The sequence below is a fragment of the Lampropedia puyangensis genome, from assembly GCF_004833285.1.
Lineage (GTDB): Bacteria > Pseudomonadota > Gammaproteobacteria > Burkholderiales > Burkholderiaceae_C > Lampropedia > Lampropedia puyangensis.
Genome location: NZ_STFG01000006.1, coordinates 33,295 through 52,112 on the forward strand (window position 1 = coordinate 33,295; position 18,818 = coordinate 52,112).

Sequence of the window (18,818 nt, forward strand, 5' to 3'; positions counted from 1 at the left end):
GCAGCCTCACAACAGGCCACCCTGCCAGTGATTGACGTGATGTTTGCAGCCTTTGTCGTTGGACTTCAACGCCTCAAGACTTTGCTGCCAGCTACCTTTTGCATACTCCTCGAGCCGTAGCCACTGTGAGGCATGGCTTACTTATATTGAGGCGGAGACTACATCCATGACTCTCATCCATCGTATTGACAAGGCCTTGTTCGGCTTGGTCTCCGTCGTGGCGCAAGCGCTGCTCTGGCTGGCTGTTGCTACCGGTTTTTTTCAGGTGGTGTCGCGTTTTGTCTTGCACTCGCCTCTCGACTGGAGCGAAGTCCTGACGCGCGCAGCCATTATCTGGGCGGTGATGCTGGGCGTTGCATTGGCATTTCGCCAAGGCTCCATGATTGCAGTCGAGTTTTTGCGCGAAAAACTCCGTGGCAAAGCCAAATGCTTGTTGGAAGGCATCGTCAATCTCACTTGCATTGGCTTCTTGGTTTTCCTGGCCTGGATGGGGGGCCAAATGACTTATCGCGTCCGTTTTCAAAGCGTTGCCGGACTTGAAGTCTCCATTTCTTGGGTGTACCTAGCCATTCCAGTAGGCGCTGGCCTGGCAGCGCTGGCCTTACTGCTGCGCTGGCTCACGCCCGATGCGCCCGCCTCACAAGCGCCCGTGCGAAACGATGCGCAAGGCTGATCTTGCATCTTGACCTCCAACTGAACACATACTTTAAGGACCCATCATGCCGCAGTTGATGATTGTCTCGATGATGATTTTCTTTGCCTTGTCATTGCCTGTAGCTGTGGCTATTGGTTTGTCGAGCATTACAGGAATTGCTTATGCAGGAATCAATTGGCTGGTTGTGCCCCAGCAATTGTTCGCTGCCCTAGACAAATTTCCCCTCATGGCTATTCCATTTTTTATCCTTGCAGGCAACTTGATGGAAGCAGGTGGAATTTCCCAACGGATGGTGGATTTCGCCAAAAGCTTAGTGGGCGGTATTCAAGGCGGGTTGGCCATCACCTGCGTGCTGACTTGCATGATTTTTGCTGCAGTGGCAGGCTCATCCGTGGCCACGACCTTTGCCGTTGGCGCCATTCTGATTCCTGCGATGGTCAAACACGGCTACCCCACGCCGTTCGCGGCCTCGCTACAAGCCACGGCCGCTGAACTAGGGGTGATCATTCCCCCTTCAGTTCCGATGATTCTCTACGCAGTATCGACTGAAACATCCACAGGTGAAGTGTTTATTGGCGGTGTAATTCCGGGCTTGCTGATTGGCGTAGCCTTGATTCTCTATGTCTGGCTCTACGCACGCAAACATGGTTTGGGCAAAAATGACGGGCAAGACCGCATGGCCGTGTGGCCTGCATTCAAACGCTCTTGGTTGGCACTGCTGATGCCTGTGATCATCTTGGGCGGCATTTATGGCGGGATTTTTACTCCCACAGAAGCCTCAGTCGTTGCTGTAGTGTATGCCTTGCTGGTCAGTGTTTTCATCTACCGCACCTTAAGCTTCAAGGCACTATCACCCGTATTTCACCGCTCTGTTGTGGGCACGGCAGTGATCATGTTCATCATTGCAAACGCTGGAGTCTTCAGCTTTTTGCTTAACCGCTCAGGAGTACCTGACATGCTGGGTCAGTGGCTTGGCGGTCTCTTTGACAGCAAGTACCTGTTCTTGCTCGGAGTCAACATTGCGCTGTTCATCATTGGCATGTTCATTGAAACGTCCGCGTCTATCGTGGTACTGGCCCCCCTATTGTTACCCGTGGCCGTTCAATTTGGGGTCGATCCGGTGCACTTTGGCATCATCATGATCGTGAACTTGGCCCTCGGCATGGTGACTCCACCCATGGGGGTCAATCTATTTGCCGCGTGCTCTATCGCCAAAATATCGCTGGAGCAAATGATCAAACCTTTGGTGCCCTTTGTCTGCGTTATTTTGTGCTGCCTCATGTTGATCACCTACATCCCAGAGCTCTCACTCTACCTTCGTGATGTGATTTATCGCTGACCAGTACAACGAATACCCCCGCCATGAGTGCATCTGAATGCCCCGCTTTTGCTTTTCTGGAGCCAGGTGACCCATTCCCTGTGCATGGCACAGTCACCGAGGAGTTGGGCCCCTTGGCGGTAGGGGCTGACCTATCGGTCTCTACGCTCAAGGCAGCGTATTCGCAAGGCATCTTTCCCTGGTACTCATCAGGGCCTATTTTGTGGTGGTCACCGCATCCGCGCATGGTGCTGCAAACCGCGCAGTTTCACCTCTCCAGTTCCTTGCGCAAAACCATTGCACGCCTGCATCAGGCAGGGCGCTTGCATATACAGGTTGATGCGCACTTTCAGACCGTCATTCAACGCTGTGCTCGCACGCCCCGCGAAGGCCAAAATGGCACGTGGATTGTGCAGGACATGCAAAATGCCTACTACGACCTGCACCTGGCCGGATTTGCGCACAGTGTGGAAACATGGCTCGATGGCGAATTAGCAGGAGGCCTGTACTGCGTGCATATCGGACAGGCCGTTTTTGGCGAATCCATGTTCAGTTTGAAAAGCGACGCCTCAAAAATCGCCTTGGCGGCACTAGTCGCCTTATGCCGCAAATACGCCATGCCCTTGATTGATTGCCAACAAAACACGGCACATCTGGCCTCATTGGGGGCCGCCGAAATGGACCGCAGCACGTTCTTGGCACACATCAGTACGCTTACTGCACAGCAACAAACCGAGTGGGCCTTTTCCCCTGCCGACTGGCACTACCTGCACCCGCACATTCTCCGATAACCTGCACGGTATACCAGCGCGCTTGGCGCGGACTTTTACGCAAAGCAGAACTTGCCGATAATGACTTTGTCATGAACGAATCTGCCCATTACCCCCTGCAGTTCTATGCGACGGCGCCCTACCCGTGCAGCTATTTGCCTGCACAAACAGCCCGCTCACAAGTGGCCTCGCCTGGGGAACTGGTCGACGGTCGCGTTTATTCCTTGTTGGTGGAACGCGGATTTCGCCGCAGCGGCCTCTTTACTTACCGCCCCTATTGTGATGCTTGCCAAGCCTGCCAAACGCTACGCATCCCGGTGGATGCATTCACCCCCACACGCAGCCAGCGCCGCGCCTGGCGTGACCATGCCCACTTGCAAGCTCGCCTGCTACCGCCAGAACTGCAGCCCGCGCACTATGCGCTGTACCAGCGCTACCTGAAAGCTCGGCATAGTCAGGCAGGCATGGACAACGACGATCCCGCCGATTACGAACAGTTTTTGCTCAGCAGTCGGGTCGATACACGCTTGCTGGAGTTTTCAGAAACAGCGCTAGATGCCACGCGCGCACCGATCTTGCGCATGGTCAGCGTTGTCGACGTGCTAGACAAAGGCATCTCTGCGGTCTATACGTTTTATGACACCGATGCCGCCAAAGGCATGGGCACGTACTCCATTCTCTGGTTAATCCAATGGGCCAAACGTTTAGGCCTGCCTTACGTGTATTTGGGTTACTGGATTGCAGACAGTGCCAAAATGGCCTACAAAGCTAACTTTCATCCCCATGAGATTCTGCAGGCCGGCACATGGATTCGTGTGCATGGCAGCAAGGCAGTAAATACAAAAAGCCAAGACCCCGCAAGCACGGTAATCAAGGGATCTGCCTCCTGAAAGACAGTCTTGGGGCTGTTCATGGGCTCCAAGGCATTTCTCATGCCAGAACGGCTGTAAGATAAGCCCATCATCAGCCCTTCTAACGCCATGCGCCCTACCGAAGCCACTGCCCGGCACACTCCCAGCATTCAAGTGTTTGAACGCATGTATGCGATCTTGGATTTTCTGGCCGGTCATTCACAAGCGGTGTCACTCAAAGACATCAGCGAGGCGACGGGGCTGCACCCATCTACCACGCACCGCATTCTTAATGACTTGGTGTTGGGCCGTTTAGTCGAACGCCCCGAATCAGGCTCGTACCGCTTGGGTTTGCGTTTGCTGGAATTGGGCAATTTGGTCAAGGCGCGGCTAAGCGTGCGGGACGTCGCCCTACCATTGATGCGAGAGCTGCATCGCACCACGCAGCAGGCCATCAATCTATCCATTCACCAAGGCGATGAAATCGTTTATATCGAGCGTGCGTTCAGTGAGCGCTCAGGCATGCAGGTGGTGCGTGCCATTGGCGGGCATGCCCCTTTGCACCTGACATCGACAGGCAAGCTCTTTCTAGCGGCGCAAGACCCGCACTGGGTACGCAACTATGCAGCGCGCACCGGATTAGCAGGCAACACACGCAACAGCATCACCAAGCTTGATGTGCTCGAACGCGAACTCCACCGTGTGCGCCAAAGCGGTGTCGCCCAAGACAAGGAAGAGCTGGAGCTGGGCGTGAACTGCATTGCTTCAGGGATCTACGATGACCAGGGCAAAATGATTGCAGGCCTGTCCATTTCTGCTCCTACAGGCCGCCTTGAGGAGAGTTGGGTAGCCAAACTGCAAGCCACTGTGCGCGAAATTTCAACAGCCTTGGGCAACCCCACTCGCCCCTAAAAAGCTGCATGCCGATATATACCGCAAATTGGCAGCGCTGCTATGTCAACGCAGCACCGTCCCCAACACCTGCTGATTTTTTGTGAACAGCTGAGCATGGAATCAGATGTATCGCCTGAAAACAGCCTGCCGCTAAGCGCCTTGCTGGCTCGCCAAGGCAGTAAAAATGCATTCTGGCTACTGCACGAAATCCATTCCGCGCTGACCACACACCTCACACAAACCAAGCAAGCACTGCCACCAGCGTGGCAACCATGGTGGAGCCTGATCCGCTTCAGCCTCGGCGTGCAATCCATTGCAGTGTGGCTGCGTGATGAGCGCAGCCAATTGCAACGCATACACGCCTTGGCCGCATTATCACAACAAGAAGCATTGGCAGACATTCTCAGCGAAGCCCTGCAAGGGCAAGCCCAAGCAGCCACCAGCATCACCTTCAGTCAACTCGGTGCTGAAGACATTTGCCTATCCATTCAAGACGGATCGTCGCACCACTATGAAAATCAAGACTGGAGCAGTACCGATACGCTGATTGCACTGGCCTGCGACGGTTTTACCCAAACGGTGGCAGCACTCATTACGGCAGAGCAAGACAAACTTCCTCTCCCGGCTGTCTCCGCTTGTACAAAGCTAGGAGCACAACTGACCAATGAAGCGAATGCCGACTCCATTGCGTTGCCCTGCGCATTACGGCAAACGTTACGCCTTACCCGTCTTGCCGCACGCAGCCTAGGTGTGCAAGGTGAGGTGACCCACTTGCCCATTCGGCACACGCCGGGCGATGCGATGGACAGTGCATTGCTGGAGTTTTACACTACGCTCTGGCCTGACGATGTCATACATGCCTTGCTAACGGCCTACAGTGCCTTTGATGGCGGACACTGGTTCTGCCATGGCGAAACCGTTGGCCTCACGCTGTTTCCTATTCAGATTTGGCAAGAACAACAGCAGCGCATGCTCGAACACGCTTATGCGCATGCATGGCACGAGCAGCAAAACGAAGTACCCGAATGGCTCAAGCATGCCGTGTGCTTCGCACAAAATGGAGCCGAAAGCGAATATTGGATCCTGATCACGCAAGGACATTTACGTGGCTGTGTTCTGCTTTCAGAAACAGATGCATGGAATGCACAACCGCGCTTTGCCAGTGTGGCTGAGTTCTTCACAGCCCTGCATGCAGCCCCAGAACGAATTCTCAATGCAAGTGGCAACCTGCACTTCAAATGGCAAGGTCAGTTGTATGAAGCTGTTGGTCTGGCTTCGCCTTAACCTAACAGTCAAAGAAAGCGTGTTTATTGCGCTGAGGTAGCCGCTGTAGCAGCCGTTGCCAACGCATCAACAGGCAGAAATTGCATCAATGGCCCGCCCACCAAACCTTGCCCATAGCCAATGGCCGCGCGGCGGTACTTCTCCGTTCCATACACAGCCATCAAATCTAAACGCGCAATCACTTTGCTCATTTCTCGCTCGAAGCTCAAGTTACGCTCCGCAGCCCCCATCTCATTGGCCAAAAGCAAAGGTGAACCGTCAGTTTTCTTGCGGGTGGCCAAAATCCATGAAGCGATTTCCATATTGCGCGCTGCGTTGTATATCGCTTGGGAATTGAGACCATCAATCATGGTGAAAAAGGTTTTTCCGCCATGCGCAGCAATCACCGTATCTGCAGCAGAGTAAATGAACGCGGCGACACGATCGTCGGCAAACTCCGCATCCAAAGCCCGCGACAGGGCCTTCACGTCACGCGCTTGCCCCAGCGGGGCCCAACCTTGGCGATTGAGCACGGTCAAGCGCACAAACTCCATCGCAGCTTCACGCGAGTCGGCTGTTTTAGGCCATTCACTGGGGTTGCGCTTGTAGAGCTTATCCATCAAAGAAAACAGGCTCTCGAGGTTTTGCTGCATTGCCAAGGTCGCCATGCGGTTGGTATCTGATTGCACCAACTCACCCTTGCCAAAGCGCTCGCCCTCTACCTCGCCATAAGGCGCTGGCGTGCTTGTGCAGGCAGCCAACACAACAGAACACCACCCCATCGCCAGTAACCGTGCGTAATAACGCCAAGCTCCCAAACGCAAGCCCTCCACTGCGCTGCGCGTGCAGTGTTCAAAAAAGCAAAAAAAGAGGAGTCGTTCATCACGCATGGTGCGGGCGATCATAGCAGCCGCGCGCACCAGCCACAATGCCCAAACCGCAAACGCTGGCGCAATACAAAGACGTTGACATTGCCCCCATAACGCGACACGCACCCCACAACAACACTCAGTGATTGAACCCGTGCCGGTGCAGTATTCCGCGGTGAAACAACAGCGGGGTTGTTAACGTCAAATCGCGATCGTGGTCGGTCCCATTCTGTGCGGCAGAAGCAGCTGCCTGCTGATGGCCAACACGCTGAACTTGTCCAATGAAGATGGTGTGGTCTCCTGCCAGATGTTCAGCGTAACGCTTGCATTCAAACCAAGCCAATGCCCCAGACAACAGTGGCAAACCACCAGTTCCTCGCGTGATGGGCACATTCAAAAAGCGGTCGGGGCTGCGCGATGCAAACTGCATCGCCAGATCATGCTGATGGGCGGCCAGCACATTCACAACAAAGCCTTTGCTGTTCAAAAACGCGTCCCGACTGCCTGCCGTATTGACCAAACTCCATAGGATCAACGGCGGCTCCAACGACACCGCAGAAAAAGAATTGATGGTCAACCCAACGGGTACGCCTGCTGCATCCACAGTAGTGACGACCGTCACACCAGTGGCGAACATGCCTAAGGCATCGCGCAGTTGGCGCGACGAGAAATCGCCCTGCAGCAAAGCCGATGGCTCCATTATGTGGATCGGCTCCGTCATGCGCATCCTCCGGCGCAAGCACTCATTGGCGCCTGCAAGCACTGATCAATCCTGCGCATGCGTAGCCACCAAAGCGTCCAATGCCTGCAGCAACTCAGGGGTGCGTTCATAGGCTTGCAATTGCGCCTGCAATGCATCCAGCGCCTGAACTCCATCAAGCTTGAGCGACTTGACTGCAGCCCCTGCATCACGCCCAGACGCATACGCTTTGCTTTGCAGCAAGAGCTCGCCCTTGGCTGTTGCCAACTTAAAATAGAACTGCCCATCCGACTCACGGTACTGCTTGATTTGCGGAACTGAATCTGCTGCTTTGTCCGTGGCAGGCACAGCAATCAAGGCGGTACGCAAATCACGCAAGCCCACGGCCTTTTTCAATTCAGCCAAATACGGTGTGGCCACTGCCCGGGCCTTTTCTGCACCTTGCAACAAGATGGTTTCAATCTTGGCAGGATCAGCCACCAACTCATCAAACACCGCCCGCATGGGGCTCAGTTCTGCATCAATGTGCTCAAACAATTGCTGTTTGGCGTCTCCCCATGCAATGCCTGCTTCAAAGGCTTGTTGCATGCTGGCTGTTTCCTGCTCTGTAGCAAAGGCTTGGTAGATTTGGAAAATGGCAGAACCTTCGCTCTCTTTAGGCTCGCCAGGCATGCGTGAATCTGTAGCGATGCCCATGATGAGCTTGCGCAACTGCTCACGCGGCGTGAACAACGGGATGGTGTTGCCGTAGCTTTTACTCATCTTGCGGCCATCAAGACCTGGCAATGTTGCAACGTGCTCATCCACCACAGCTTCTGGCGGCACGAGCAACTCTTGCCCGTGACCATAAATGTGGTTGAAGCTGGCCGCCATATCACGCGCCATTTCAATGTGCTGCACCTGATCGCGCCCCACAGGGACTTTGTGCGCCTTGAACATCATGATGTCCGCAGCCATCAAAACCGGGTACATGAACAGGCCTGCCGTAACATCAGCGTCTGGGTCTAAACCTGCTTCAGCATTTTTGTCGACCGCTGCTTTATAGGCATGCGCGCGGTTAAGCAACCCTTTGCCTGTGACGCAGGTCAACAACCATGACAGCTGGGGTATTTCTGGAATGTCAGACTGGCGATAAAACGTGGCTTTATCGGTATCCAAGCCACACGCAATCCATGTAGCGGCAATCTCCAGGGTCGATTGCTGCGTTTGCGCGGGGTTTTGCGATTTGATCAGGCTATGCAAATCAGCCAAGAAATAAAAGTTATCAACATCACTGCCACTTTGCGAGCGCACAGAAGGCCGAATAGCCCCTGCATAGTTGCCCAAGTGAGGAATACCAGAAGGCGTAATACCAGTCAGAAAACGAGTTGTCATACTCAAGCGTCAATCACATCAAAAATTCGTAAACATCACGTCCAGCGCTTTGTTAAGCACCAAGCGCCCAGCGTACAGGCATGAGCACGATCTCAGCGAACCAGCTCACCAAAGGTGTGAGCCAGAAACGATCAAGAAAGCCCACCAACAGCAAGCCCACCACGATGAAAAAACCAAAAGGCTCCAAGCGCGCCAACAGACTGGCCGGTTTGTAAGGCAGCAGCCCCACCGCGATACGGCCACCATCGAGCGGGGGCAAAGGAAAAAGGTTGAGTACGGCCAAAACCAGGTTGACCATCACACCGGTGCGTGCCATCCCGATAAAGAAGTCTTCATACAACCCCAGCGCCAGCATGACTGCCAGCAACAGCGCCCACAACACGGCCTGAAATAGGTTGGACAAAGGCCCCGCCAACGCAATCCAGATCATGTCTTGCTTGGGGTTCTTTAAATTACGTGAATTAATGGGCACTGGCTTGGCATAGCCAAACATAAACCCACCATTGGTCGCAAAAAACAAAATCAAGGGCATCACGATGGTGCCCAAGGGATCAATATGTTTGAGGGGATTGAGCGTGATGCGCCCAAGCATTTCAGCCGTGCGGTCACCAAATCGGCGCGCCATATAGCCGTGCGCGGCTTCATGCAGCGTAATGGCCAGCAACAGGGGAAGGGCCATCATTGCGATGGCTTGAATGGTAGTAGAGGAATTCACGGCAGAGATTTTCGCAGAAGTTACAAGCACGCACGCAGGTGCTGGCCAATTCTCCAATGTGTGGAGCACATGTGGCCAGCAGCAGGATAGTCGTTACAAAGACAAGCCCAACTTGTCCAAGTCCCCCTGCCCTGCACGCAGCACTGTGGCGTCGCCTCCGCCGTCCATCGTGGTCAGATCGAGCACCGTGGTCGGTTTCACGGCGACAGAGCCGGCATCCACAATGGCGCCTAGCTCTTTTTCCAACTGCTCTCGAATCTCGGCCGGATCGCTCAGTGGAATCTCGTCACCAGGCAAAATCAGGGTACTTGCCAGCAAAGGCGCGCCTAATAAATCCAGCAGTTCGCGAACAACTGGGTAATCGGGCACCCGCAAACCTATGGTTTTGCGCTGAGGGTGGCTCACGCGACGCGGCACCTCTTTGCTTGCTTCCAGTACAAATGTGTAAGGACCTGGCGTGGCTTGCTTGAGCAAGCGAAACTGGCGGTTGTCCACCTTGGCGTAGCTGGCCAATTCAGACAAGTCTTTGCAAATCAACGTCAACAAATGCTTGTCATCAACGCCGCGAATACGGCGTACGTGGTCTACCGCATTTTTGTCATCCAGCACGCATACTAAGGCATAGCTAGAGTCGGTAGGAATGGCCAATACCTGCCCTTGCTGCAGCAAGGCCGCCGCTTGCTTGAGCAGGCGTGGCTGAGGATTTTGCGGATGCACTTCAAAATATTGCGCCATATGCGTGGGCCATTGTGATCAAAAGAGGCAATTTTGCCCCAGAACGCGGCAACAAGCCGCGTGCCCAAACCTTTGCACTCACTGGCTATGGCCACAGCTGGCGAACTAACACTACAATTTGCCACTTCATTTCATGCATGCAGTGCGTTATTGCATGCCACACAAGACCCCCATCAAGGCAGTACGCAATGAGTATCAAAAGCGATAAATGGATCAGAAAAATGGCCGAAGAGCACGGCATGATTGAACCATTTGAGCCAGGACAAGTGCGCCAAATGGATGGCCAGAAAATCATCAGCTATGGCACCAGCAGCTACGGCTACGACATCCGCTGCGCACGTGAATTCAAAGTATTCACGAACATCCATAGCACGGTGGTGGATCCCAAAAATTTTGACGAAAAAAGCTTCGTCGATTTTGAGGATGATTACTGCATCATCCCTCCCAACAGTTTTGCGCTGGCACGCACAGTGGAATACTTCCGCATTCCCCGCAATGTGTTGACTGTGTGCTTGGGTAAAAGCACATATGCCCGTTGCGGCATCATCGTCAACGTCACGCCATTCGAGCCAGAGTGGGAAGGCTATGTCACGCTGGAATTTTCCAACACCACACCGCTGCCAGCCAAAATATATGCAGGCGAAGGCTGTGCGCAGGTCTTGTTCTTTGAAGGTGACGAACCCCCTGAAGTCAGTTACAAAGACCGTGGCGGGAAGTACCAAGGCCAACATGGCGTTACCCTGCCAAGAACCTGAATACGCCCTCCAGCAAAAGGCCCGCTCATGCGGGCTTTTTGCTGGGAGAAAATAACAGCGACCTGCGCGCCAACGTAGAGGAGCAACAGCAGCGCATCCCCTTCAATAGCCTGGCTTGGCATTGTCACGGCGTTTAGAAAACAAGCCCGCACCGCGGGCCCCTTGTTTGGCAAAACGCTCACGTCTGGCAACCTTAGGATCCACTAGCAACTCTCGGTAAGCCTCCACGCGATCTCCATCTTGCAGCACATGCTCTGGCGGCAGCACTCGCCCCCAAACACCCCACTGCCAATTCGGTAGTGAACAAGCATGCTGCGCAGGCTCTTGCTGCACCCGCGCCAGTGCAGCTTCAGCCGCTTGCCCCAACGTCGTTCCGACAGCCAAGTGCTGCACCCATGACTGCACAGCACGCGGCCCCAAGCACACATGTACTTCTACGGCAATCATGGTTTGTGAATTCGGTTGCTCCATGGAATTATTCAGCGCGAAGGCTGGTATAGGCTTTGCGCCCGCTTAACAAAGGCCTCGACCATGGTGTTGGCAATTTTGTCAAACACGGGCCCCACCACCATACGCAACGCCATAGAGTCAAAGTCGTAGCGCAGCACCAAACCCACCTTGCAGGCCTGTGATTGCTCAGCCGATTGACCGCCCACAGGCTGAAACGTCCACTCGCCCTCCAAGGTTGAAAATGGCCCTTTGACAAGTTTCATGTGCACCTTCTCTTGCCCCACATGGGTATTGCGCGTGACAAAGGATTGGCGCAACTTGGAAATCGCGATGCCCACCTCTGCCGTCATGCCTGATGCATGCTCTTCGATCACTTGCGCATGGTCGCACCAAGGCAAAAACTCAGGGTAGCGTGCCACATCAGTGACCAAGCCAAACATCTGTGCAGGACTAAACCAGACCAAGGCCGACTTCTCAACTTGTTTCATTCCAAACGCCAAGGGGGAAAGAATGCCGCCAAACCAACACACCCTCTACAGGCTTTGCATACAATGCGTGGTTTCGCTGCGTAATTCGTGGGATATTTGCGAAATAGTCGCAGATTTTACTGCCCACAACCTTGACGCAGCAGGAGCACTTCCCTAATCACACCATGGCCACCAAGAATAAAGCCCCCAGCAGCCGCATTGCAGAGAACAAACGCGCTTTCTTCAATTACTTTATTGAAGAGCGTTTTGAAGCCGGCATGGTGCTCTATGGCTGGGAAGTCAAAGCCCTGCGCAGCGGCAAAGCCCAGCTCACCGATGCCTACGTTCTGATTCGTGAAGGAGAAATCTTTCTGATCGGAGGGCAAATCAACCCTTTGCGCACAGCCTCCACCCATGTGCGCACTGAACCTGACCGCACTAAAAAGCTGCTACTCAAGAAAGACGAGATCAAGCGTCTGATCGGCAAAGTTGAGCAAAAGGGCTATACCTTGGTGCCGCTGCATTTGTACTGGAAAAATGGCTTTGTTAAATGCGAGATTGCGCTGGCCAAAGGCAAGGCCGAGTACGACAAACGCGCCACCATCAAAGACCGTGAAGGCAAGCGCGAGGTAGAGCGTGCCATGAAATCACGCAATCGCTGATTGGCAGCGATTGCGTTTATCAAACAAAGCACTTGCCCAGTTCGCAGCAGGCTGCGTGTTGAGAAGAGTGCCCCCTCATCTGAAATGTGCGGATGCAGCGATTCCCTAGCGGGAAGTGGCAGAAAGCCCCCCATCAGGCACACGCGACAAATCGAAACGTACCACGCTGTCTTGGTTGTTCTTGCGCCAGGCCGGGTGTTTCGCGTTTGGAGACTTCACAGTCACATACAACACCTGTCCATCAGGAGAAAGAGCCAAACTATTGGGGTGCACAGGCACATCGAAACGCTGCTTCACGGCAAACGTGCGCGCATCCAGGATAGTCACAACACCTATTCCCGAAGGCTGGCTGCTGGAAACACCGCGCGAAGAGGTGATGACTTCGTTGCGCACGGGGTTGTAGACCACATCAAGCAACCCCAAACCTTCAATGCCCACCTTGGATACGAATTGCCCTGTCGTGAGATCCAAAACATACAACTGATCGGTATTGGCATCGGTCGCAAACAAGCGCTGGCCCTTGCTATCCAACGCCAGATTGACGAAGAAGTGCTTAGCCCCTGCCCCGGTATTGTCAGCACTGTCGCCCGTGCTGAATGTGCGCATGACGCGCCCGGTGTCTGGATCAATCGCCAACACCTCATGCTGACCAGCCTGCCCAACATAAAGCACATTGCTAACCGAATCATAAGCGGCACCGGCCGTCCACAACCCTTCGCTGGCCACGGTATGCGTCAAAGTATTTGAGGCCGTATCCACAATCCAGACCATGCCCGGCTCGCTAGGGCTAGTCACGAAAACACGGTTGCGCTGTGCATCCACAATAACCTTTCGGGTGTGGGCATACGTGGTCACACCCTTGTCGTTCACACTTGGCTGTGCCAATTGAATCTGCCCTTTGACCATACCACTCATGGCATCTACCACGGTCAACGCCCCCTCCCTCGTATTGCCGACAAACAGTGTTTGAGTGGCTTGGTTCAGCCCCAAGGCATAACTACGTCTTGGCGTCTGGATAGTTTGCAGCGTTTGCAAAGTGCGGGCATCCAACCGATGCAGCAAGCCCCCTCCTTGTGCGTTGCCATCGCCAACAGTAGCCACAAAAATAGATAAGCCATCAGCCGCAGTGCTGATTTCGTAAATACCGTGAAACTGGTCTTGGCGCAAAACTGGCGCTGCAGCAAGCGACGCAACAGCAGTGTTGACCGGAGCGTTCAACTGTTGCGAAGTCTGGCAAGCAGCCAACACAGCAGCCAGTGCAACAGGAATGACAAAGCGAGTAATAGAGAAGGCGTACATAAGCGGTAATCCAGTGAAAAAAACGACCTGTATGGCGATAGAGGCGAAGCCCGCGCGATAACGCTATCGCACAGCACAGCACAGCACAGCAACCTCAGCCCAACACATTGAGCGTTGTCAGAACGTGTTTAAAAGCTCCACACAGTGGTGCAAGCAGCGTTTAGAAAGAGGCCCGTAAGCTCAGCATCACATTGCGTGGGTCACCGTAATGGCTGCTGTTCACCAAGTTCCCGATAGAAGTGTAGTAACGCTTATCGAACATGTTGTTGAAGTTCAGTGCCAATTGCCATTGGTCATTCACTTGATAGCGCACGTAGCTGTTCCATACTGCACGGCCTGGTGCATTAATCCTCACCGCACCTATCTTGCGATAAGAAGCGCTTTGTGTATCCACGCCACCACCAACGGTAAAGGCATTCAACGCACCGGGCAGGCGGTATGTCGTCCAAACACGCAACAGGTGCTTGGGTGTGTAGGTGTTGAAGTCAAGCCCTTCATTGTTGATGTCGCGCTCGTAGGTATTGCGATTGAAGGTATAGCCAGCAAACACATTCCAGCCACGCGTGAGTTCACCGCTGATCTCAGCATCAAAACCTTGACTGCGCACGCGGCCATCATCGCTGTAGCAGTAATAACCATCGCGGCAATCAGGCCCGGAAGCGATGTCTTCTGTCGCACGGTTCTTCTGATCCACGCGATACAAGGCAAAGGACGTATTCGCTCTGCCACCCCACAACTGCCCTTTAACACCCATCTCATAGGTGGAGCCTCGAATCGGCTTGAGGTTATTGCCCGCAGCATCGAGTGACCACTGTGGGTTAAAAATATCGGCATAGCTGGCATAAGCCGACCAATCGGTATTGAGTGCGTAAATCACACCTGCAAATGGCATAAAACGGTTGTTGTCCTGCAGCGTAGAGGACGGATTAGCCACCCCTGCAGTAGTCACCGTCGTATCCCAAATCGTTTTATACGATCCCATACGCCCGCCAAGCACCAACTTCAGTGGCTCACTCAGCTGCAAACGCAGAGCCCCATAGGCGCCGATCTGGCGCGTTGTTGCCAATCGATTTTCAGTATTGGCGTAGCGGATTTCGTCATCACCAGGCTCGGCTCTGTATGGGTCAGGAGCAAACACATCAATAGGCACGAATGGTGTCTTCGAGCTGTAGTCGGTATTCACCCGGGTGTGGTTGTAGCTGGTGCCCAGCACCACTTCATGCTGGCGACCCAGCACCTCAAAAGCGCCCGTCACGTTCGCATCAATGCCCCACGCTTTCTGACTTGCATCGGTCATGAGTGAGACGGTTCCGCCCTGCGTGCTGCCCGGCACAATAGTGCGCTGCGAAGCGGCGTATTTCAGGAAAAGGTCTTCCTGCACGTGAATTGCCGACACCTTGGCGCGCCATTGGTCGTTGAATTGGTGCGACAAGTCGGCATAAACCGTTTTGGTTGCATTGTCTTGGCGGTTCCATGCTGCCCCCAAAAAGGTCGAACGCGGCAAATCTATATCTGTCCCGTTGTTGTAACGCGGCAAGCCAGAGATAAAGGGGCGCCCTTTGAACGTTTCATAGCTGGCACCGATGCTGGCTTGCGTTTGGGTTGAAAGATCGTATTCCACCGTGCCATACAACGTGTTGTTGCGGTGATTGACTTGATCGATAAAAGAGTGCCCTCTATCTGTATCGATCACGGCACGTGCACGCAAAGAGCCATCTGCATTCAGTGCAGCACTGCCATCGACTTGTGCGCCATAACGGTCCCATGAGCCGGCCTTAGCGGTAGCGTTCACACCACCTTGGCGCAAAGGACGCTTGCGAGCCAGATTGATGGCGCCACCGGGGTCCCCGCCGCCCTGCAGCAAGCCAGCAGAACCGCGCAAAATCTCAGCGCGGTCGTAAATAGCAGTGCCACCGTTGTAGTTGCTGGAGCGACCGTACAAACGCTGTACGTTAACCCCGTCGTACTGCAACATCGTGATGTCGAAGCCACGTGAGTAAATGTACTTGCCGCCCTGTGGGCTTTGCAGCAAGGTAATCCCAGTCGTACTCTCCAGCGCGTCGTAGACCGAGGTGGCATTTTGCTCATCCATCAATTGGCGCGTGACCACACTGACCGACTGAGGAATATCCTTCAAGGCCTGCTCGCCTTTGCCGATGCTGACTGCTCGGGCCGCATAACTGCCGGTGCCATCGGTGCTCACACCTAAGGTACTGGCAGTCACCTCGACCGTGGGCAATGTATGTGAATCCGCACTTCTATCCTGAGTCGATACCGACCTGCCCACCACGACATAGCTGCCATTGGTTTGCCGTACCGCCTGCAGATTGTGGCGGCCAAGCAAGGCGGCAAACCCCTCTGCGACGCTATAACTGTTATTGAGGCCGCTGCTTTGCTTGCCTGCAACCAATGTGCCGTCTACCGTCAGCTCAACCCCTGCTGCACTGGCAAACGCGCGCAAAGCTTCAGACAGTGAACTGGCAGGGATGCTGTAGTGCTGAGCACTTGTGGCCTGGTTCGCTGGCGCGCTCGAATTTGACTGAGCTTGGGCCGCTGCAGGCACCAGCGACAACCCCAGCACACTTATGCCCATGCCTACAAACAAGGCATACCGTACCGCCACAGCCAACACGCCGGGCTGGCTTGGCAAGCTGATCGCATGCGCCGTTGCTCTGTGGATGCTGCGGCAGTTACTCCTGCCCTCGTTGGGCGCAATCGCGCGGTATGGTGATGCCATAAAGAGGTTCCTTTTGCTGAGATGGTGTGTGGGCAAGAGGCCAGCCCGCCCCACGCGATCGCATATAGCGATGCGCCGTGCAGGCATGAATTGCCCCACTCATCTTGTTTTCCGTATGAACACGGCTAAACCTCAATGGTTTTATGCAACAAATTGAAACAAGAACACTCGCAAAGACCCCAAAAGCCCATTGCACGCCGCCCCAACATACCCTCGACTCAAGCAATCAAGCCCCGCCCCCTTGCCTTCAACGCATGGGAAACGGGGCTTCATCATGACGCCCAAAATGGATAGAGGTTCAATGGCAGTACTGTTGGACAATACTGCATTCGTCAGGCCGCATGCTCGGTGCTTTGCGCTGCCAACGCATCCCCCCAACGCGCCCGCACTTGCTGCAGTACTGGGGGCAGGCCTTGTCCCAATTGTTTAAACAGGGCATCGTGCAACTGCAACTCTTGCATCCAGTCTCCCGCATCCATGCCGGTCACAGTGGCAAACTGCGTTTCATCAAAAGCCAGGCCACTCCAATTGATCTCGCTGTATTGCGGACTGATGCCCAAAAGATTCTCCGCCCCATCTGCACGCCCCTCCAGGCGATCCACCATCCATGCCAGCACGCGCATATTGTCGCCATAGCCTGGCCAGACGAATTGGCCACTGTCATTTTTGCGGAACCAATTGACACAGAAAATCGAAGGCAGCTTAGTGCCCGCATGGCGCTGTATAGCGTCTCCTGTTTGGAGCCAGTGGGCGAAGTACTCTCCCATGTTGTAGCCACAAAACGGCAGCATGGCAAAAGGATCGCGACGCACGACCCCTTGGGCTCCAAAGGCTGCGGCTGTAGTCTCAGAACCCATGGTGGCTGCCATGTATACGCCTTCGGTCCAATTGCGCGCCTGCGTGACCAAAGGCACGGTCGTGGAGCGCCGGCCACCAAACAAAAATGCATCGATTGTGACACCCGCTGGATCATCCCATGCGGCATCCAACGCTGGGTTATTCGTCGCAGCCACCGTAAAGCGTGCATTTGGGTGTGCGGCCTTCGCTCCGGTTTCCTGAGCGATAGCTGGCGTCCAGTCCTTGCCCTGCCAGTCAATTAAATGCGCAGGCACATGGCCGGCGTCTTTTTCCATGCCTTCCCACCAAACATCACCATCATCGGTCAATGCCACATTAGTGAAAATCACGTTCTTATTCAGACTCTTCATGCAATTGGGATTGGTCAGCATGTTGGTACCCGGCGCCACGCCAAAATACCCAGCCTCTGGATTGATGGCACGCAAGCTACCGTCGGCCTGCGGCTTGATCCAAGCAATGTCATCGCCAATAGTAGTAATGCGCCAACCTTCAAACGCCGCAGGAGGCACCAGCATTGAAAAATTGGTTTTACCGCAGGCAGAAGGAAAGGCTGCAGCCACATGGTATTTCTGCCCTTGTGGGTTTTCCACTCCCACAATCAGCATGTGCTCGGCAAGCCATCCCTCATCACGCCCCATGTTTGAAGCAATGCGCAATGCGAAGCACTTCTTGCCCAACAAAGCATTGCCACCATAGCCAGAGCCATACGACCAGATTTCGCGTGACTGCGGGTAATGCACGATGTACTTGGTTTCAGGATTGCAAGGCCACGCGGTTTGGTCTTTCTCCCCCGGCTGCAACGGAGCGCCAACAGTATGCATACAGGGCACAAACGCCCCTTCATTTCCCAATACGTCCAGCGCACCGTGGCCCATACGGGTCATCAACTTCATGTTAACGGCGACGTAGGCACTATCTGTCAATTGCACGCCAATATGCGCAATGGGGCTGCCCAATGGCCCCATGGAAAAAGGCACCACATACATGGTGCGCCCTGCCATGCAGCCATCAAACAAGGGCTGCAAAATAGCCCGCATTTCAGCCGGAGCCTTCCAATTGTTGGTAGGGCCAGCGTCTTCCTCGCGTTCGGAACAGATGAACGTGCAATCTTCCACACGCGCAACATCAGAAGGGTCAGTACGTGCCAAAAATGAATTCGCACGTTTGGCTGGGTTAAGCCGAATGAAGGTACCGGCAGCAACCAGCTCATCACACAGTTGCTGGTACTCATGATCACTGCCGTCGCACCACTGAATTTTTTCTGGCTTGCATAAAGCCGCCATCTCGGCAACCCAATGCAACAGCTTGGTATGTTCAACGGTATTTGGTGCTGCTACTTGCTGCTGAAGCTTAGTCAAATCGCTCATGTCTCTCTCCTTAATGATTTGAATGGTGAATTCTGCTGGCAGCGCCTGTTCGTCGCCTCCCCACCGCCAAGCGACGGTC

Annotated in this window: 18 protein-coding genes; 8 read left to right on the forward strand and 10 right to left on the reverse strand. The window is 54.3% G+C overall.

Annotation, left to right across the window (positions count from 1 at the left end; translation table 11 throughout):
• Positions 1-166: 166 nt before the first annotated feature.
• The 6 genes from E9531_RS07420 (at position 167) to E9531_RS07445 (ending at position 5,772) form a co-directional block, all read left to right on the forward strand.
• Entirely contained in the window at positions 167-673 is a 507-nt protein-coding gene (locus tag E9531_RS07420) for a TRAP transporter small permease (RefSeq protein ID WP_136573123.1), read from the forward strand.
• Positions 674-719: 46 nt separating this feature from the next.
• Positions 720-1,994 (forward strand): TRAP transporter large permease, encoded by a 1,275-nt coding sequence (locus E9531_RS07425; RefSeq protein ID WP_136573124.1) that lies wholly within the window; start codon positions 720-722, stop codon positions 1,992-1,994.
• 23 nt (positions 1,995-2,017) lie between these two features.
• On the forward strand, positions 2,018-2,764 hold the full coding sequence (aat, locus tag E9531_RS07430) for a leucyl/phenylalanyl-tRNA--protein transferase (protein WP_136573125.1): 747 nt from the start codon (positions 2,018-2,020) through the stop codon (positions 2,762-2,764).
• Positions 2,765-2,835: 71 nt separating this feature from the next.
• Positions 2,836-3,633, forward strand: a complete 798-nt coding sequence (locus E9531_RS07435; RefSeq protein WP_136573126.1) for an arginyltransferase — start codon at positions 2,836-2,838, stop codon at positions 3,631-3,633.
• Between the two features lie 90 nt (positions 3,634-3,723).
• Complete coding sequence (locus E9531_RS07440; RefSeq protein ID WP_136573127.1) at positions 3,724-4,506, forward strand: IclR family transcriptional regulator; 783 nt, start codon at positions 3,724-3,726, stop codon at positions 4,504-4,506.
• 96 nt (positions 4,507-4,602) lie between these two features.
• On the forward strand, positions 4,603-5,772 hold the full coding sequence (locus tag E9531_RS07445) for a hypothetical protein (RefSeq protein ID WP_136573128.1): 1,170 nt from the start codon (positions 4,603-4,605) through the stop codon (positions 5,770-5,772).
• 23 nt (positions 5,773-5,795) lie between these two features.
• On the opposite strand, the gene E9531_RS07450 is transcribed toward E9531_RS07445, so the two are convergent.
• The 5 genes from E9531_RS07450 to E9531_RS07470 form a co-directional block, all read right to left on the reverse strand.
• Entirely contained in the window at positions 5,796-6,656 is an 861-nt protein-coding gene (locus tag E9531_RS07450) for a hypothetical protein (protein ID WP_425293567.1), read from the reverse strand.
• 103 nt (positions 6,657-6,759) lie between these two features.
• Entirely contained in the window at positions 6,760-7,341 is a 582-nt protein-coding gene (locus tag E9531_RS07455) for a flavin reductase family protein (protein WP_425293568.1), read from the reverse strand.
• 45 nt (positions 7,342-7,386) lie between these two features.
• Positions 7,387-8,694, reverse strand: coding sequence for a tryptophan--tRNA ligase (locus tag E9531_RS07460; RefSeq protein WP_136573129.1), 1,308 nt, complete (start codon positions 8,692-8,694; stop codon positions 7,387-7,389).
• Between the two features lie 52 nt (positions 8,695-8,746).
• Complete coding sequence (locus E9531_RS07465) at positions 8,747-9,409, reverse strand: site-2 protease family protein (RefSeq protein ID WP_136573130.1); 663 nt, start codon at positions 9,407-9,409, stop codon at positions 8,747-8,749.
• A gap of 93 nt (positions 9,410-9,502) precedes the next feature.
• Positions 9,503-10,144 (reverse strand): L-threonylcarbamoyladenylate synthase, encoded by a 642-nt coding sequence (locus E9531_RS07470; protein ID WP_136573131.1) that lies wholly within the window; start codon positions 10,142-10,144, stop codon positions 9,503-9,505.
• Positions 10,145-10,332: 188 nt separating this feature from the next.
• On the opposite strand from E9531_RS07470, the gene dcd reads away from it, so the two are divergent.
• Positions 10,333-10,899, forward strand: coding sequence for a dCTP deaminase (dcd, locus tag E9531_RS07475; RefSeq protein ID WP_136573132.1), 567 nt, complete (start codon positions 10,333-10,335; stop codon positions 10,897-10,899).
• A gap of 102 nt (positions 10,900-11,001) precedes the next feature.
• On the opposite strand, the gene E9531_RS07480 is transcribed toward dcd, so the two are convergent.
• Both E9531_RS07480 and E9531_RS07485 read right to left on the reverse strand, forming a co-directional pair.
• Positions 11,002-11,370 (reverse strand): RnfH family protein, encoded by a 369-nt coding sequence (locus E9531_RS07480; RefSeq protein WP_211343395.1) that lies wholly within the window; start codon positions 11,368-11,370, stop codon positions 11,002-11,004.
• 8 nt (positions 11,371-11,378) lie between these two features.
• Entirely contained in the window at positions 11,379-11,837 is a 459-nt protein-coding gene (locus E9531_RS07485) for a type II toxin-antitoxin system RatA family toxin (RefSeq protein ID WP_136573133.1), read from the reverse strand.
• Positions 11,838-12,001: 164 nt separating this feature from the next.
• Here E9531_RS07485 and smpB point away from each other — a divergent pair, with 164 nt between their 5' ends.
• Positions 12,002-12,478 (forward strand): SsrA-binding protein SmpB, encoded by a 477-nt coding sequence (gene smpB, locus E9531_RS07490; protein WP_136573134.1) that lies wholly within the window; start codon positions 12,002-12,004, stop codon positions 12,476-12,478.
• 105 nt (positions 12,479-12,583) lie between these two features.
• Here smpB and E9531_RS07495 read toward each other — a convergent pair whose 3' ends face one another.
• The 3 genes from E9531_RS07495 to E9531_RS07505 all read right to left on the reverse strand — a co-directional run bounded on the left by E9531_RS07495 (position 12,584) and on the right by E9531_RS07505 (position 18,739).
• Positions 12,584-13,777 (reverse strand): YncE family protein, encoded by a 1,194-nt coding sequence (locus E9531_RS07495; RefSeq protein WP_136573135.1) that lies wholly within the window; start codon positions 13,775-13,777, stop codon positions 12,584-12,586.
• Positions 13,778-13,937: 160 nt separating this feature from the next.
• Entirely contained in the window at positions 13,938-16,514 is a 2,577-nt protein-coding gene (locus E9531_RS07500; RefSeq protein WP_211343396.1) for a TonB-dependent siderophore receptor, read from the reverse strand.
• Between the two features lie 332 nt (positions 16,515-16,846).
• Positions 16,847-18,739 carry a phosphoenolpyruvate carboxykinase (GTP) gene (locus E9531_RS07505; RefSeq protein WP_136573136.1) on the reverse strand — a complete coding sequence of 631 codons (1,893 nt, stop codon included), beginning with the start codon at positions 18,737-18,739 and terminating at the stop codon, positions 16,847-16,849.
• Between the last annotated feature and the right edge of the window lie 79 nt (positions 18,740-18,818).